The organism is Actinoplanes sp. CA-131856 (assembly GCF_050956135.1).
Lineage (GTDB): Bacteria > Actinomycetota > Actinomycetes > Mycobacteriales > Micromonosporaceae > Actinoplanes.
In genome coordinates this window covers 3,626,897-3,642,469 of the sequence record NZ_CP191849.1, presented here as the reverse complement: position 1 = coordinate 3,642,469, position 15,573 = coordinate 3,626,897, and the positions used below count along the sequence as shown (strand labels likewise).

Annotated in this window: 14 protein-coding genes; 3 read left to right on the top strand and 11 right to left on the bottom strand. The window is 72.3% G+C overall.

Annotated elements, in window-relative coordinates:
* Positions 1-13: 13 nt before the first annotated feature.
* Positions 14-1,378, bottom strand: a complete 1,365-nt coding sequence (locus tag ACQP2X_RS16925) for an MFS transporter (RefSeq protein ID WP_498698039.1) — start codon at positions 1,376-1,378, stop codon at positions 14-16.
* A gap of 71 nt (positions 1,379-1,449) precedes the next feature.
* Here ACQP2X_RS16925 and ACQP2X_RS16920 point away from each other — a divergent pair, with 71 nt between their 5' ends.
* Positions 1,450-2,691, top strand: coding sequence for a molybdopterin molybdotransferase MoeA (locus tag ACQP2X_RS16920; RefSeq protein ID WP_498698037.1), 1,242 nt, complete (start codon positions 1,450-1,452; stop codon positions 2,689-2,691).
* A 28-nt stretch (positions 2,692-2,719) separates the two neighbouring features.
* Here ACQP2X_RS16920 and ACQP2X_RS16915 read toward each other — a convergent pair whose 3' ends face one another.
* The 7 genes from ACQP2X_RS16915 to ACQP2X_RS16885 all read right to left on the bottom strand — a co-directional run bounded on the left by ACQP2X_RS16915 (position 2,720) and on the right by ACQP2X_RS16885 (position 10,176).
* Positions 2,720-3,589 (bottom strand): 2-hydroxy-3-oxopropionate reductase, encoded by an 870-nt coding sequence (locus tag ACQP2X_RS16915; RefSeq protein ID WP_498698036.1) that lies wholly within the window; start codon positions 3,587-3,589, stop codon positions 2,720-2,722.
* A 1-nt stretch (position 3,590) separates the two neighbouring features.
* A complete protein-coding gene (locus ACQP2X_RS16910) occupies positions 3,591-4,388 on the bottom strand; it encodes a hydroxypyruvate isomerase family protein (RefSeq protein WP_498698035.1) in 798 nt (265 codons plus the stop codon).
* A gap of 8 nt (positions 4,389-4,396) precedes the next feature.
* A complete protein-coding gene (locus ACQP2X_RS16905) occupies positions 4,397-4,603 on the bottom strand; it encodes a formate dehydrogenase subunit delta (RefSeq protein ID WP_498698033.1) in 207 nt (68 codons plus the stop codon).
* 2 nt (positions 4,604-4,605) lie between these two features.
* On the bottom strand, positions 4,606-7,359 hold the full coding sequence (fdhF, locus tag ACQP2X_RS16900; RefSeq protein ID WP_498698031.1) for a formate dehydrogenase subunit alpha: 2,754 nt from the start codon (positions 7,357-7,359) through the stop codon (positions 4,606-4,608).
* The gene (locus tag ACQP2X_RS16895; RefSeq protein ID WP_498698029.1) at positions 7,359-8,897 is read right to left on the bottom strand and encodes a formate dehydrogenase beta subunit; all 1,539 of its coding nucleotides are present in this window, start codon (positions 8,895-8,897) and stop codon (positions 7,359-7,361) included. The genes fdhF and ACQP2X_RS16895 overlap by 1 nt, the downstream gene beginning before the upstream one ends.
* Positions 8,894-9,337: a formate dehydrogenase subunit gamma gene (locus tag ACQP2X_RS16890; RefSeq protein WP_498698027.1), complete on the bottom strand. Its 444-nt coding sequence runs from the start codon at positions 9,335-9,337 to the stop codon at positions 8,894-8,896. The genes ACQP2X_RS16895 and ACQP2X_RS16890 overlap by 4 nt, the downstream gene beginning before the upstream one ends.
* Positions 9,338-9,621: 284 nt before the next feature.
* Positions 9,622-10,176: a TetR/AcrR family transcriptional regulator gene (locus tag ACQP2X_RS16885; RefSeq protein WP_498698025.1), complete on the bottom strand. Its 555-nt coding sequence runs from the start codon at positions 10,174-10,176 to the stop codon at positions 9,622-9,624.
* 81 nt (positions 10,177-10,257) lie between these two features.
* On the opposite strand from ACQP2X_RS16885, the gene ACQP2X_RS16880 reads away from it, so the two are divergent.
* Positions 10,258-10,983, top strand: a complete 726-nt coding sequence (locus tag ACQP2X_RS16880) for an SDR family oxidoreductase (protein ID WP_498698023.1) — start codon at positions 10,258-10,260, stop codon at positions 10,981-10,983.
* A 5-nt stretch (positions 10,984-10,988) separates the two neighbouring features.
* Here the strand turns inward: ACQP2X_RS16880 and ACQP2X_RS16875 are convergent, their stop codons facing one another.
* Complete coding sequence (locus tag ACQP2X_RS16875) at positions 10,989-12,164, bottom strand: thiolase family protein (protein ID WP_498698021.1); 1,176 nt, start codon at positions 12,162-12,164, stop codon at positions 10,989-10,991.
* A gap of 132 nt (positions 12,165-12,296) precedes the next feature.
* Here ACQP2X_RS16875 and ACQP2X_RS16870 point away from each other — a divergent pair, with 132 nt between their 5' ends.
* Complete coding sequence (locus ACQP2X_RS16870) at positions 12,297-12,725, top strand: hypothetical protein (protein ID WP_498698019.1); 429 nt, start codon at positions 12,297-12,299, stop codon at positions 12,723-12,725.
* Here ACQP2X_RS16870 and ACQP2X_RS16865 read toward each other — a convergent pair.
* A complete protein-coding gene (locus ACQP2X_RS16865) occupies positions 12,707-12,847 on the bottom strand; it encodes a hypothetical protein (RefSeq protein ID WP_498698017.1) in 141 nt (46 codons plus the stop codon). The genes ACQP2X_RS16870 and ACQP2X_RS16865 overlap by 19 nt on opposite strands.
* A gap of 21 nt (positions 12,848-12,868) precedes the next feature.
* Positions 12,869-15,568 (bottom strand): helix-turn-helix transcriptional regulator, encoded by a 2,700-nt coding sequence (locus ACQP2X_RS16860; protein ID WP_498698015.1) that lies wholly within the window; start codon positions 15,566-15,568, stop codon positions 12,869-12,871.
* Positions 15,569-15,573: the final 5 nt, after the last annotated feature.

The window sequence follows — 15,573 nt, the reverse complement described above, 5'->3', positions numbered from 1 at the left end:
CCTTTCCTCGTTGTCAGAGCCGCTCGACCGGGAGGGTCGACGGCAGCCGCCACGCCATTCCGGGCTGGCGCATCCAGCGGGTCAGCGCCGCGCCGAGCAGGCCGAGACAACCGGCCACCACGAACGGCACGACGGAGTCCGGTGGCGTCACCACCAGTCCCGCGAGCACGACGCCGGCCACTCCCCCGACCGCCTTTCCGCTGTAGACAATCCCGTAGTTGGGCACTGTCGCGTCGTCGCCGAACCAGTCGCGCACCATGCTGACCAGCAGCGAATAGCCCGCTCCGGTGCCGGCGCCGGCCAGCGCGGCGAAGCACACGAGCGCCACCGGATGGTTGTCGTTGGCCGCCGCCGCGAGCAGGCCGAACTGGGCCACCCCACCGGCGAGCAGCGACAGGCCGAGCGTCCCGCGCCGGCCGATCCGGTCGGACAGCGAGCTGGTCACGGCCCGCCCGATCCCGTTCGAGGCGGCCAGCGCGGCCATCGCGGCGACCAGGGTCGAGGCCGGCAGTCCCCGGGTGTAGGCGGCGCCGCCCACGTAGGCGATGTCGAACAGCGCCATGGCCGCGGTGAGCGCCACGACCACGAACATCAGCGGCAGCATCCCGCTGCGCAGCGCGGCCATCGGCGGATAGGGCCGCGCGGCGGGCCGATTGTGCGGGAAGCCCCGGTTGAGCCGCCGGTCGAGGGCCCAGCGCCGCGGGTCGATGTGCGCCGGCCACCAGTTCCTCGGCGGCTTGCGCATCATCATCCCGCAGACCGCCACCACCCCGAAGACGATCACGGCGGCGCCGACCAGCACGGGCGTCCGGTTCGCGGCGTCGAGCCCGTAGCCGGCGACGACGACGAACGGGATAGCGCCGTAACCGAAGGCCGCGCCCACCATCGCCACCCGGGAGGCCAGCCGCTCGGGGAACCACTCCGCGACCGTGGCGACACAGGTCATGTAGACCAGTCCGGCGCCGAGGCCGCCCAGCATCGAATAGCCCAGCAGGACGGCGGCCAGGTCACCGCGGTGGGCCAGGGTGGTCAGGGCGGCCAGGCAGCAGGCCGCTCCCGCGACCATCGGCACGGCGGGCCAGAGGCGCCGGTAGAGCCACCCGCCCAGCGGCGAGCCGGCCGCCTGGAAGACGACCCAGACGGCGAGCACGGCAAACGCCTGCCCCACGCTCCACCCGTTCGCCTCGATGAGGGTGGGCAGGGCGGCGCCGTAGCCGTACTGGAAAAGGCTGATCGCCAACATCGCGGCCATCGGCAGCCCGAGCATCCACGCTCGCGATCGCCCCAACAGGTCCCGGTCGGTCTCGCCGACCCGGTAGCGACGGCCGTAGAAATCCCTGACCTCGCGCACTGTCGTGTCGTTGCGGGAATCCGTCATCTGGCACCTCCGCCGAAAGGAGACCGACCATGAAGGACCGATCATCGTATACAGTATGGAGGATGCAGGCCATGAACGCTATGACTTGGCAGCAGGCCCGGCGGTACGCCCGGGAGGCGGGCCGTCCGCTCCCCCCGGTCGAGGTGCCGCTCGGCCAGGCGGCCGGTTCGACGCTCGCGGCGCCGCTGGTGGCGCTCTCCCCACTGCCGGCGTACGACGCCGCCGCCATGGACGGATACGCCGTCGCGGGCCCCGGCCCCTGGCGGATCGCCGGACGGGTCCTGGCCGGCGACCCCGCACCGCCCGCACCGCTGACGCCGGGCACCGCGGTGGAGATCGGCACCGGCGCGGTGGTGCCCCCCGGAGCCGACGCCGTGCTGCCCTACGAGCGCTCCACCCGAGCCGGCCGCATGGTGACCGGCGAGCGGCCCACACGGACGGGCCCCACGGCGAACGGGCGGCATATCCGGCGGCGGGGTGAGGACTGTCCGGCCGGCCAGGAGGTGCTGCCCGCCGGCGTGGTGGTCAACCCCGTCGTGCTCGGGCTGGCGGCCAGCCTCGGGCACGACACACTGACCGTGCACCGCCGGCCCCGCGTCGGGATCGTGGTCACCGGCACCGAGCTGCGCCGGTCCGGCCTTCCGGCGGCGGGGCAGGTCCGCGACGCCATCGGGCCCATGCTGCCCGGTCTCGTCCGGGCCGCCGGGGCCGAGCCCGCCTGGGAGGCGCGGGTCACCGACGATCCGGCCGCGCTGGCCCGGGCTCTGCTGCGCCCGGACGCCGATGTGCTGGCGGTCTGCGGCGCCACCTCGGCCGGCGCCGCCGACCACCTCCGCCGGACCCTCGACGCGCTGGACGCGCGGGTGCCGATCCACGGCGTCGCCTGCCGGCCCGGTCATCCCCAGCTGTTCGCGGAGCTGCCGGACGGCCGGTTCGCCGTCGGCCTGCCCGGCAACCCGTTCGCGGCCCTGGTGGCCGCCCTGACCCTGCTCGCCCCGCTGCTCGGCCGCCTGGCCGGCCGCCCCGAACCGCCGATGTCGACCGCCACCCTGGCCGGGCCGGTGACACCGCACGCCCGGGACACCCGCCTGGTGCCGGTGACCCGGATCGGCCCGCTGGCCCGCCCCGTCGGCCACGACCGCCCCGGATCGCTCTGGGGCGCCGCCGGAGCCGACGCGCTCGCGGTGGTGCCGCCGGGCTGGACCGGCGGCGAGATCGAGGTGATCCCCTTGCCCGACGCCTCCCGGCCGGCCGCCGGCGCACCGATGGCCTGGCCCGGCCACCGGCCCGGCCAGGCCGTCCGCACACCGTAGAACAGCCGGACCCACAGACCCGGCCAGGTCAGCGGCCCGACAGCTGCTCGACCAGCTTCAGCAGGGCGCTGTGGTCGAGGCCGCCGTCGCCCTGTGCCTTCAGCGCGGCGATCAACTGCGCCACCGCCGAACCCAGCGGGATGACCACGCCGGCCTCCCGGGCGGCCGACGTGACGATGCCCATGTCCTTGTGGTGCAGGTCGATCCGGAAGCCGGGCTCGAAGCTGCGGGCCAGCATCCCGGCCGCCTTGCGGTCCAGGATCCGGTTGCCGGCCAGGCCTCCGGCCAGCACCCGGACCGCCGCCTCCATGTCCACCCCGTACGCCTCGAGGAAGACGATCGCCTCGGCCACGAGCTCGATGGTCCCGGCCACGATGAGCTGGTTGGCCGCCTTCACCGTCTGCCCGGCGCCGTGCGGGCCGACGTGGACCACCGTCGCCCCGACCACCTCCAGGATCGGCCGCGCCGCCTCGAAGTCCTCGGCCTCGCCACCGACCATGATGGACAGGCTGCCCTCGATGGCCCCGGGTTCGCCGCCGCTGACCGGTGCGTCCAGAACCCGTACACCCGAAGCTCTCTCGGCGATGTCACGGGAGGTGGTCGGCGAAATGCTGCTCATGTCGATGTAGAGCAGTCCCGGCCGGGCGTTGGCCAGGATGCCCTGCTCGCCCAGGGCGACCGCCTCGACGTCGGCCGAGTCGCGGACCATCGTGACGACCACGTCCGCCTTCTGCACCGCCTCGGCGATGCCGGCCGCGGCCCGGCCACCGGCCTGGACCAGCAGATCGTTGCGGGCCGGGGTGACGTCGTAGCCGATGACGTCGTAGCCGGCCTTGACCAGGTTGACGGCCATCGGGCCGCCCATGATGCCGAGTCCGATGAAACCGACGGTCGTCATGTCAGCCTTTCCTTCGCAGGTCGCGGGGCAGCCAGTCGAAACTCAGGGCGCTCGGCCCGCTCGGTACGTACTCCAGGCCGGCCCATCCGTCGTATCCGGCCTGGGCGAGCTGCCTCAGGTGGCCGTCGATATCGATGTCTCCGGTGCCCGGCTCGTGGCGGCCCGGGGCGTCGGCGATCTGGACGTGCCCGATGCGCCCGGCGTGTTCCGCGAGGACCTTGGCCACGTCGTCGCCGTTCACGGTCAGGTGATAGAGATCGGCGAGGAACGCCAGATTTCCGGCCGGGACCCGGTCCAGCACAGCGGCCACGTCCGCGGCCGTGCGCAGCGGGTACGGATGGGGGCCGCTCACCGCCTCGACCAGCACCGTGCCGCCGATCCGGCCGACGGCCGCCGCGGCGAAGGCCAGGTTGGCCAGCGCCGTCTCCTCCTGGACCTCCCGGTCGAGGTGGGGGATCCGGTTGCCGTACAGGGCGTTGAAGGACCGGCAGCCGGTGGCGGCGCCGATGCCGGTGACCAGTTCGACGTTGTCGCGGAACTCGGCCGAGCGGGACGGCCAGGACACCAGCCCCCGGTCGCCGCCGGGCATGTCGCCGGCGAAGAAGTTGAGGCCCACGAGCTGGACGCCGGCGTCGAGGATGGCGTCGAGGAACGCGTCCACCTCGGACGCCGGCGGCACCGCCTCGGCGAACGGCCACCAGAACTCGACAGCGTCGAATCCGGCCGCCTTCGCCGCCGCCGGTCGTTGCAGGAGAGGAAGCTCGGTGAACAGGATCGAGCAGTTGACGTCGAAGCGCACGAGCCCTCCTAAGCGTCGGTCAACAGCCGGGCGGCGGCCAGGGCGAGCGGTTCCAGCGTCTGCGGCTCCGATTCGACCCGCCGCGTGAGCTCGGCGCGCATCCGCGGATCCCAGAACGCCCGGATGTGCTCCGCGATCGCGCCGGCCGCCTGGTCCGGCGCCTGATGCTGGAACTGGGCGGCGATGTCGTTGATCATCCGGACCTGAGGAGACATCGCTAGGCCCGGCCGACCTGGACCGCTGTCACCTTGTACTCGGGGCAGTTGGTCGCCCAGTCCGAGTTCTCCGTGGTGACCACGTTGGCACCGGTCACCGGATGGTGGAAGGTCGTGTAGACCACGCCGACCGGCATCCGGTCGGCGAGCACGGCGCGCAGGGAGGTGGCGCCGACCCGGCTGCTCAGCGTGACGTCGTCGCCGTCGTTGATGCCGCGGACCTCGGCGTCGTGCGGGTGGATTTCCAGGACGTCCTCCGGATGCCAGGCCACATTCGCCGTACGCCTGGTCTGCGCACCCACGTTGTACTGGCTCAGGATCCGGCCGGTGGTCAGGATCAGCGGGTACTTCCTCGTGCTGCGCTCGCGGGTCGGCACGAACGGGGTCGGCACGAACCGGCCCTTGCCACGGACGAAGCCGTCCATGTGCATGATCGGGGTGCCCTCGGGGGCGTTGTCGTTGCACGGCCACTGGACGCTGCCCAGCTTGTCGAGCTTGTCGAAGGAGACCCCGGCGAACGTCGGCGTGAGCGCGGCGATCTCGTCCATGATCTCGCTCGGGTGGTCGTAGCGCATCGGATAGCCCATCGCCTCGGCGATCTCGGCGACGATCTGCCACTCGTGTTTGCCGGTCCTGGGCGCCATCACCGGGCGTACCCGGTTGATCCGCCGTTCGGCGTTGGTGAAGGTGCCGTCCTTCTCCAGGAAGGACGTGCCGGGCAGGAAGACGTGGGCGAACTTGGCCGTCTCGTTGAGGAACAGGTCCTGGACGACGAGCAGTTCGAGCGCCTCGAGGGCGGCGTGCACGTGCTTGATGTTCGGGTCGGACTGCGCGATGTCCTCGCCCTGCACGTAGAGCGCCCGGAAGCTGCCCTCGATGGCGGCGTCGAACATGTTGGGGATCCGCAGGCCGGGCTCGGCCTGCAGGGTGCTGCCCCACATGTTCTCGAAGACCCCGCGGACGACGTCGTCGGAGACGTGCCGATAGCCGGGCAGCTCGTGCGGGAACGAGCCCATGTCGCAGGAGCCCTGCACGTTGTTCTGGCCGCGCAGCGGGTTGACCCCGACGCCCTCCCGGCCGATGTTGCCGGTGGCCATGGCCAGGTTGGCCATGCCCATCACCATGGTCGAGCCCTGGCTGTGCTCGGTGACGCCGAGTCCGTAGTAGATGGCACCGTTGCCGCCGGTGGCGAACAGCCGCGCCGCCTGCCGGACCTCCTCGGCCGGCACCCCGGTGAGCTCCTCGACCGCCTCCGGGCTGTTCTCGGGCCGGGCGATGAACGCGGCCCACTCGTCGAAGTCCTCGCAGCGCTGGTCGACGAACGACCGGTCGACCAGCCCCTCGGTCAGCACGACGTGGGCCATCGCGTTCACCATGGCCACGTTGGTGCCGGGCGCGAGCTGGAGGTGGTGCTGGGCCTCGATGTGCGGTGATCGGACCAGGTCGATCCGGCGCGGGTCGACCACGATCAGCTTGGCCCCCTCGCGGAGGCGGCGCTTCATCCGGGAGGCGAAGACCGGGTGCCCGTCGGTCGGGTTGGCGCCGATCACCATGATCACGTCGGACTTGGCCACCGACCGGAAGTCCTGGGTGCCGGCCGACGTGCCGAAGGTCTGCTTGAGTCCGTATCCGGTCGGCGAATGGCAGACCCGGGCGCAGGTGTCGACGTTGTTGTTGCCGAACGCGGCCCGGATCATCTTCTGCACCACGTAGACCTCTTCGTTCGTCGTCCGCGAAGAGGTGATGCCGCCGATGGCCCCGACGCCGTGCCGGGACTGGATGTCGCGCAGCCGGGCCGCCGTGAACGCGATGACGGTGTCCCAGTCGACCGGCTGCCACTCGTCGGTGATCCGCTCGCGGATCATCGGGGTGAGCACCCGGTCGGGGTGGCTGGCGTAGCCGAAGGCGAACCTGCCCTTGACGCAGGAGTGCCCCTCGTTGGCGCCGCCGTCCTTGTAGGGCACCATCCGGACCAGCTCGGACCCGCGCAGCTCGGCCTTGAAGGAGCAGCCGACCCCGCAGTACGCGCAGGTGGTGATGACGCTGCGGCTCGGCATCCCGAGCTGGATCACCGACTTCTCCTGCAGCGTCGCCGTCGGGCAGGCCTGCACGCAGGCGCCGCAGGAGACGCACTCGGAGCTCATGAAGTCGGTGCCGCCGGCCGAGACCTTCGACTCGAAGCCCCGCCCCTCGATGGTCAGCGCGAACGTCCCCTGGATCTCACCGCAGGCCCGCACGCAGCGGGAACAGGAGATGCACTTGGAGGCGTCGAAGTCGAAGTACGGGTTGCTGGAGTCGGTCTTCTCGTCGAGATGGTTGGCGCCCTCGTAGCCGTAGCGGACCTGCCGCAGGCCGACCGCGCCGGACATGTCCTGCAACTCGCAGTCGCCGTTGGCCGAGCAGGTGAGGCAGTCCAGCGGATGGTCGGAGATGTAGAGCTCCATCACACCCTGCCGGAGCTTCTCGAGCTTCGGCGTCTGGGTGCTCACCCGCATGCCCTCGGCGACCGGGGTCGTGCAGGAGGCCGGCGTGCCGCGCCGGCCGTCGATCTCCACGAGGCAGAGCCGGCACGAGCCGAACGCCTCCAGGCTGTCGGTGGCGCACAGCTTCGGGATGTCGATCCCGCTCAGCGCGGCCGCCCGCATCACCGAGGTGCCCTCGGGCACGGTCACCGGCAGGCCGTCCACCTCGATCGACACCGTGGCCGGGCCGGGCCGGGCCGGGGTGCCGAGGTCGGGTTCCTTCAGCAGGCTCATTACTGACGTCCTCCTTGGGGGCCGAAGTCGTCGGCGAAGTGCAGCAGGGCGCTGCGGACGGGCATCGGGGTCAGGCCGCCCATCGCACACAGCGACCCGTCGGTCATCAGTTCGCAGAGATCGCCCAGCAGCGCGAGGTTGTCGTCCGGGTCCTGCCCGGCGACGATCTTGTCGATCACCTCGACGCCCCGGACCGCGCCGACCCGGCAGGGCGTGCACTTGCCGCAGGACTCCTCGGCGCAGAACTCCATCGCGAACCGGGCCATCGCGGCCATGTCGACGGTGTCGTCGAAGACCACGACGCCGCCGTGACCCAGCATCGCGCCGGCGGCGGCGAACGCCTCGTACTCCATCGGCAGGTCGAGCCCGTCGGCCGGCAGATAGGCCCCGAGCGGCCCGCCGACCTGGACCGCGCGCACCGGCCGCCCCGTGCGCGTGCCACCGCCGTACGTGTGAATCAGCTTGTGCAGTGACATGCCGAAGGCGGTCTCGAAAATGCCACCGCGCGCGACGTTGCCGGCCAGCTGGAACACCTGGGTGCCGCGCGACCGCTCGACACCGAGCGCCTGGTACGCCTGCGCGCCGCCGGCCAGGACGGCCGGGACCGAGGCCAGCGTCAGCACGTTGTTCACCACTGTCGGTTTGCCGAACAGCCCGGTGATGGCCGGGATGGGCGGCTTCGCGCGGACCATGCCCCGCTTGCCTTCCAGGCTCTCCAGCATCGCGGTTTCCTCACCGCAGATGTACGCCCCCGCGCCGACCCGCACGAACAGTTCGAACCGCAGCCCTTGGCCGAGGATGTCCTCGCCGAGCCAGCCCCGCTCGCGGGCCACGGCGATGGCCGCCCGCATGGTCTTCACGGCGTCCGGATACTCGGAGCGGATGTAGATGTAGCCTTCGGTCGCGCCCACGGCGTACGCCGCAATGGTCATTCCCTCGATGAGGGTGAACGGATCGCCCTCCATCAGCATCCGGTCGGCGAAGGTCCCGCTGTCACCCTCGTCGGCGTTGCAGCAGACGAATTTCAGCTCGCCGGGGCTGCCGGCGACGGTCTTCCACTTGATGCCGGCCGGGAAGCCGGCGCCGCCGCGGCCGCGCAGCCCCGAGTCGGTGACCTCGGCGACCACCTCGGCCGTGGGCATCCCGAGCGCCCGCCGCAAACCGGTCAACCCGCCATGGGCCACGTAGTCCTCGGGCGACAGTGGATCGGTCACGCCGACCCGGGCGAAACAGAGCCGGGTCTGGTCACGCAGCCACGGCAGCTCGGCCACCACTCCTTGGCACAGCTCGTGATCGGCCCCGTCGAACAGGCCGGCGGCGACGAGGTCACGGACCGCGCCCGGCTCGACCGGGCCGTAGCCGACCCGCCCGCGTTCGGTGACCACCTCGACCAGCGGCTCCAGCCAGAGCATGCCGTGCGAGCCGTTCCGGACGATGCGGACCGGGCGGTCGGCCACCCGTTCGAGCTCGGCCGCGACCTCGTCGGCGCCGAGGGACAGCGCGGCCGAGTCGCGGGGCACGTAGACCGTGGTGGTCATCTACTCACCGTTTCCGTGAGAAGGGCGTCCAGCCGGGCCGGGCTGAGCCGGCCCCGTACCTTGTCGTTCACCTGACCGGCCGGGCCGAGCGCGCAGTTGCCGAGGCAGAAGACCTGTTCCAGGGTGACCGCACCGTCCGGAGTGGTCTGACCGGTCTTGATGCCCAGCACCCGCTCGGCGTGCGCGATCAGCTGGTCCGCGCCCACCGACTGGCAGGCCTCGGCCCGGCAGAGCTTGAGAACGGTCCGGCCGGCGGGCTCGGACCGGAAGTCGGAGTAGAACGTGATGACGCCGTGCACGTCGGCGCGCGAGATGTTCAGCTCGGCCGCCAGCACCGGAACGACGTCGGAGTCGACATAGCCGAACTCGGCCTGTATGCGATGCAGGATCGGCAGGAGCGCGCCGCGATCGCCGCGATGCGCCGCGACCAGCGCGCGCACCCGATCCGTGAGCGAAGTGCCAGGACTGACCACGACGATCCGCCTCCCATCGACACCGACCAGTGCGCGGATCCACCATACTGCGACCTGAATACGGTATGCAATGTTGAGGTTCGATCCACCTCGCAGGGCGGGCGGTCGAAACCGGCAAGCAAGCGAACGAGGCCGCCATCGAGCGCAGGATGGATGCTCGCGACAATTGAGCTTGCGCCGTCACATCGGCGCCGGCAGCATGCCGAGTTCGCGGCCACCGAATCGGCCGGCGACTGAACCGGCAGCTCTTGTCAGGCGAGGATGCCGGCCGTCGCCAGGGTCACCCGTCGCCGGGCTGCCGCCTCGTCGTCGCCGAAGCGGTCGACTGCCCAGGACAGGGCGAGCAGCAGCTCGTACACCTCGTCGGCGGTGACGGCCTCCGCCGCGCCGGCGGCGCGGAGGAACACCTCGGTGCGGTTCACGAGCGGATCGGTCGTCGGCTGCACCGGCGAAGCGTCGGCGGCGCGGGCGCTGGCCAGGCAGTACGGCAGGTCGTGCCAGATGCGCAGCTGCCAGGTCAGCCGGACCAGCCATTCGGCCAGCGCCTCGCGGGGCGCCAGCGATCGGGTCAGCTCGTCGGCCCCAGCGAGGGCGTCGCCGATGGCGGACTCCATGACCGCGGCCAGCAGGTCGTCGCGGGTCGGGAAGTTCCGGTAGAGCGTGGCGTTCCCGACGCCGGCCCGCAACGCGATGCCGTCGAGCGACGCCATCACCCCTTCGGCGTCGAAGACCTCCCGGGCCGCGGCCAGGATCGCGTCCCGGTTGCGCTGCGCGTCGGCGCGCAGCGGACGCCGGACTGTAGCCATGAACACTCCTTCTTGACTATCTGGGGATAGTCCCCACATAGTCGTTTCCGGGGGCACTCCCCACTTCTCGAAGGAGTCTAGATGAGCAAGTCACTCGACGGCCGCACAGTGCTCGTGACCGGCGCCAACGGCGGCCTCGGCGAGCAGTTCGTCCGGCAGGCCCTGGAGCGGGGCGCGGCCAAGGTCTACGCCGCCGCCCGTTCGCCCAAGCAGTGGGACGACGCGCGCGTTCAGCCGCTGACCCTCGACCTCACCAAGGCAGCCGATTCCGGCGCTGCCGCCCAGGCCGCGGCCGACGTCGACCTGCTGGTCAACAACGCGGCCGTCGCGCCGTTCGAGGACTCGATCTCCGGACCCGAGGATCAGCTTCGCCAGATCTTCGAGACCAACTTCTTCGGTACGCTGCGGGTCGCCCGCGCCTTCACGCCGGTGCTCGCGGCCAACGGCGGCGGCACCCTGCTCAACATCCTGTCCTCGGCCGCCTGGGTCACCATGCCGACCGGTTACGCCGCCTCCAAGGCCGCCATGTGGTCGGCCACCAACGCCCTGCGCACCGAGCTCCGCCCCCAGCACACGCAGGTCATCGGCCTCCTGGTCGGCATGATCGACACCCCGATGTCGGCCCGCTGGGACGTTCCCAAGGTCACCCCGGCCAGCGTCGTGGCACAGGCCTACGACGCCGTCACCGACGGCACCCTGGAGGTTCTGGCCGACGAGCAGACCCGCTATCTGAAGTCGCGCCTCAACACCCCGGCCGAGCGGCTCTACCCGTGGATCGACGAGCAGATCGCCGCCATGGCCGGCTGAGGCCGCTACCCGACGTTCTCGAGGACCACCGCGAGGGCCTGGCCGACGCCGATGCAGATGGCGGCCACGCCCCAGCGGTCGCCGGACTCGCGCAGGCGGGCGGCCAGCGTGCCCAGGATGCGGCCGCCCGAGGCGCCCAGCGGGTGGCCGATGGCGATGGCCCCGCCCTTGGCGTTCACGATGGATGGGTCGATGTCCCAGGCGTCGACGCAGGCCAGCGACTGGACCGCGAAGGCCTCGTTCAGCTCCACGGCCGCCACGTCGTTCCAGGTGATGCCGGCTCGGGCCAGCGCGCGGCCGGCCGCCGCGACCGGGGCGTAGCCGAACATCGGCGGCTCCACGGCCGACACTCCCCGGCCGGCGACGCGGGCCAGCGGGGCGCGGCCGATGCGGCCGGCCGCCTCCTCCGACGCCAGCAGCACGGCCGAGGCGCCGTCGTTCAGCGGGGACGCGTTGCCCGCCGTGATCGTGCCGTCGGGGCGGAAGGACGGCTTCAGCGCGGCCAGTTTCGCGGCCGTCGAGCCCGGCCGGATGCCCTCGTCGCGGGTCAGGCCGCCGACCGGCACGACCAGGTCGTCGTAGAAGCCGGCCGTCCACGCCGCGTCGGCCAGGTTGTGTGAGGTGGCGGCGAACTCGTCCTGCCGTTCGCGGGAGATGCCGAACTTCTCCCCCAGCATCTCGTTCGCCTCGCCCAGCGAGACGGTCCACTCCTTCGGCATGTTCTCGTTGACGAGCCGCCAGCCCAGCGTGGTCGACACCGCCGTCACGTTGCCGGCCGGGAACGCCTTCGACGGTTTCGGCAACACCCACGGCGCGCGGGTCATCGACTCGACGCCGCCGGTCACCACGATGTCGGCGTCGCCGGTCTCGACGGCCCGCGAGCCGATCATCGCCGCGTCCAGCGACGAGCCGCAGAGCCGGTTCACCGTCGTGGCCGGCACTTCCACGGGCAGCCCGGCCAGCAGCACGGCCATCCGCCCGACGTTGCGGTTGTCCTCGCCCGCCTGGTTCGCGCATCCCCACACGACATCGCCGATGGACCCAGGGTCAAGGTCAGGAGCTTTCCCCAGTACGCCGGTGAGCGCGGCCGCCGCGAGGTCGTCCGGCCGCGACTCGGCCAGGGCGCCACCGAAGCGGCCGAAGGGGGTGCGGACGGCGGCGTACAGGAAGGCCGAGCTCATCCGTCCAACCTAGGCTCACGCGCCGGAAGGCACCAATACTGAATAGAACTCGATTGAGAGCTTCACGATATGGATGCGCGAGCCGGCCAGCCGCCGATCCGGCCCGGTCCGCCGGTAGGGCATCATGACCGGGTGAGCTCGATTATCAAGTTCTTCGTGGCCGCCGACGACGCGGTCGCCGCCGATGTCGCGGAAGAGGGACCCGGGCCGAGGTTCGAGCCGATCACCTACGGCAACTTCGATGTGTGGTCGACGCTCGAAGAGCTGGAGAGCATCCTGACCGGCCGCGATCTTGAAGAGGTCCTCGACGAGGGCGGCCCCGAGATCATCAGCGGGGACGGCGAACCCATGCTGCTGCGCGTTCCGGTCGTGGTGGTCGAGGCGCTGGCCCGGGCCGGCAGTGAGACGCTGTCCGGCGCGGCCGAGCAGTGGATCTCGCTGCGGGCCGAGGACGGCGAGGCCCTCGACGAGCAGTTGGGCCACGAGATCGTGGGCGAGCTGGCCGCCACCGCGGCGAAGGCGCAGCGGGCCGGGCAGTCGCTCTACTGCTGGGTCGGCTGAGCCGCCGCCAGGGCCGCGGCGAGCTCGGCCGGGCCCGGGTGGAAGAAGCCGGCGTCCATGGTGAGCACGGCCCGGCCGCCCCGATAGCGGATCCGCGGAAGGTCCCGGCTGGGCTCGGCCACGCTGTGGCCACGGCGGGCTCCTCAGCTGTGCAGGGCGGCGGCCAGCTCTCGGCGCGAGGTGATGCCGAGCTTGGTGAAGATCTTGCGCAGGTGCCATTCGACCGTGCGGGGGCTCAGGAACAGGGAGGCGCCGATCTCCGGGTTGGTGCGGCCGGTGACGGCCAGCCGGGCGATCTGCGACTCCTGCGAGGTCAGCTGCTCGGCCGTGCCGGGGCTCTTGGCGCGGACGGTCTCGCCGGTGGCGGCCAGCTCGCGCGCGGCCCGGGTGGCGAAGGCCTCGGCGCCGATCGTGGTGAACGCCTCGTGGGCCCGGTGCAGCTCGGCCCGGGCCTCGGAGCGGCGGTTCTCGCGGCGCAGCCATTCGCCGAACAGCAGGTGGGCGCGGGCCACCTGCATGCCCATGCCGGCCGCGGTGAACGAGGCGATGCTGGCCCGGTAGCTGCTCTCGTCGGCCAGCACCAGGGCGTCGGCCAGCGCCTGCACGCCCCGCGCCCAGTCCGTGCCCGCGACCGAGGTCCGCTCGGCCAGCAGCGAGCGCGCCGACTCGGCCGAGGCCGTGGCGCCCACCCGCGTCGCCGCCTCGACCTGCTCGCCCAGGTTCCAGTGATAGATGGCCAGGTCCGGATACGACGCCGCTTCCCGCGCGGCGTCGAACGCCGCCTGATAGTCGCCGAGCCCGTTGCACAGCGCGGCCTTGAAGTAGCCGGCGATGCCCAGCGACCATCCCTCGCCCCGCGCGGCGGCCTCGCGGAACATGGCGTCGACGAGCTGCGAGGCGTACGGCTCCCGCCCTCGATAGGCCGCGAGCGGAACCGCGCCGGAGAGCTGGAGCGCGCTGCCGGTCGCGCGCATGAGGCCCTCGGCCTCGTCGATGAGGCTGGACGAGTCGTCGAGGCGGCCCAGGTAGTGCATGACGCCGGCGCGCAGGGCGAGCGCGTTCGGCAGCAGCGAGAGCGCTCCGGTGTCCCGGGCCACCTGCACGGCCCGGGACGTCACCTGGTCGAGGACGTCGAAGCGGAACATCTCGTACGCCATGGGCGCGGCCAGCCAGATCAGCCGCAGCTCGGCGTCGCTCATCCGTGTCATCGCGTCGACGGCCCTGTTCATGGCCGGCGCGGCCGAGGCGTACCCCTCGAGGATCCAGGTCGTCAGCCCGGTCAGCATCAGGCCGGCCAGATCGTCGCCGGGTGGGGCGGCAAGGGCGGCCTCGGCCGTGGACCGCAGGAAACCGGGGTCGGCACGTCCGGTGTGGACGGCGGCGCCGATGGCCGTGAGATAGGTCTCGCGGGCCGCCGCCGGATCGAGGTCGCGCAGCTGGTCGGCCGCCGCGAGCAGCGGCGGACCGGCGGCCCGGCCCGGATTGAGTACGAAGGTGACGTGGGCCCGGATCTGCTCCACCCCGGCCCGCTGCAAAGGCGTCAGCGCGCCCATCTCGGCCGCGCCGAGCAGCTCCGGCACCTGGCCGAACGAGCCGGCGTCGGCGTGGGCGCGGGCGGCGGCCAGCAGCAGCGAGACGCGGCGGTCGGTGTGGAGGGTGAGCTCGGCGGCCCGTTCCAGGAAGGCGGCGGCGGCCGACCAGCCGCCGCGGGCGCGGGCCCGGTCGGCGGAACGCTCCAGCTCGTCGGCGACCTCCTCGTCCGGTCCGGCCACGGCGTGGGCGCGATGCCAGGCCCGGCGGTCGGGATCGGTCACCGGGTCGGTGACCTCGGCCAGGACGCGGTGCACCTCGCGCAGCTCGGCGGCGCTCCCCGACCGCCAGGCGGCGGACCGCACGAGCGGATGTGGGAAACGGGCCCGGCGGCTCAGGTCGATGAGCTGCGCGGTCTCGGCCGGCACCGCCGCCTCGGGCCCGACCCCCAGCAGGTCCAGGGCCCGCCACAGCAGGGGTACGTCCCCGACGGGCTCGACGGCCGCGGCCAGCAGCACCTTGCGGGTGTCGGCGGGCAGGGCCGCGATGCGGCGCTGGAAGCTGTCCTCGACCCGGCCGGCCAGCGGGGCCGTGCTCAGCCCGCCGAAGCCGAACGCCATCTCGGCCGTCGACAGCCCGCGCGGCAGCTCCAGCAGCGCCAGCGGGTTGCCGCGGGTCTCGGCCACGATCCGGTCGCGGACCCGGGCGTCGACCGGCCCCGGAAGGGCAAAGTCGAGCAGGACCCGGGCGTCGGCGTCGGACAGCCCCTCAACGGTCAGATCGGGCAGACCGGGCAGCGAGTCGGACGGGCTCCGCACACCGAAGACCAGGGCGACCGACTCGGCGTCGAGCCGCCGGGCCACGAAGGTGAGGATCAGCTCCGACATCCGGTCGAGCCACTGCACGTCGTCGACGATGCAGACCAGCGGCCGCTGCGACGCCGCCTCGGCGAACAGCCCCAGCACGGCCAGCCCGACCAGCAGCGCCTCCGGCGGCTTCCCGGCGGCGAGCCCGACCGCGGTGGCGAGGGCGGCCCGCTGCGGCGCCGGAAGCCGGTCCAGGTGTTCCAGAAGCGGCGCGCACAGCTGCTGCAACGCCGAATAAGTGATCTCCGACTCGAGCTCGACCCCGGCCGCCCGCAGCACCCGGAACCCCGACGCCTGCTCGGCGAGATGGTCGAGAAGCGCGGTCTTGCCGACGCCGGCCTCGCCCCGCAGCACGAGGGCATGGCTGCGCCCACCCCGTACATCGCGCAGCAGGCGGTCCAGCGCCTCACGTTCGCGCCGCCGCCCCCGCAGCCTGTCACCAGCCACGTGTG

Excerpts from the sequence above, each read along its gene's own strand:
- ACQP2X_RS16925 (WP_498698039.1), bottom strand. The coding sequence starts at position 1,378 with ATGACGGATTCCCGCAACGACACGACAGTGCGCGAGGTCAGGGATTTC.
- ACQP2X_RS16920 (WP_498698037.1), top strand. The coding sequence starts at position 1,450 with ATGAACGCTATGACTTGGCAGCAGGCCCGGCGGTACGCCCGGGAGGCG.
- ACQP2X_RS16915 (WP_498698036.1), bottom strand. The coding sequence starts at position 3,589 with ATGACGACCGTCGGTTTCATCGGACTCGGCATCATGGGCGGCCCGATG.
- ACQP2X_RS16905 (WP_498698033.1), bottom strand. The coding sequence starts at position 4,603 with ATGTCTCCTCAGGTCCGGATGATCAACGACATCGCCGCCCAGTTCCAG.
- fdhF (WP_498698031.1), bottom strand. The coding sequence starts at position 7,359 with ATGAGCCTGCTGAAGGAACCCGACCTCGGCACCCCGGCCCGGCCCGGC.
- ACQP2X_RS16895 (WP_498698029.1), bottom strand. The coding sequence starts at position 8,897 with ATGACCACCACGGTCTACGTGCCCCGCGACTCGGCCGCGCTGTCCCTC.
- ACQP2X_RS16885 (WP_498698025.1), bottom strand. The coding sequence starts at position 10,176 with ATGGCTACAGTCCGGCGTCCGCTGCGCGCCGACGCGCAGCGCAACCGG.
- ACQP2X_RS16880 (WP_498698023.1), top strand. The coding sequence starts at position 10,258 with ATGAGCAAGTCACTCGACGGCCGCACAGTGCTCGTGACCGGCGCCAAC.
- ACQP2X_RS16875 (WP_498698021.1), bottom strand. The coding sequence starts at position 12,164 with ATGAGCTCGGCCTTCCTGTACGCCGCCGTCCGCACCCCCTTCGGCCGC.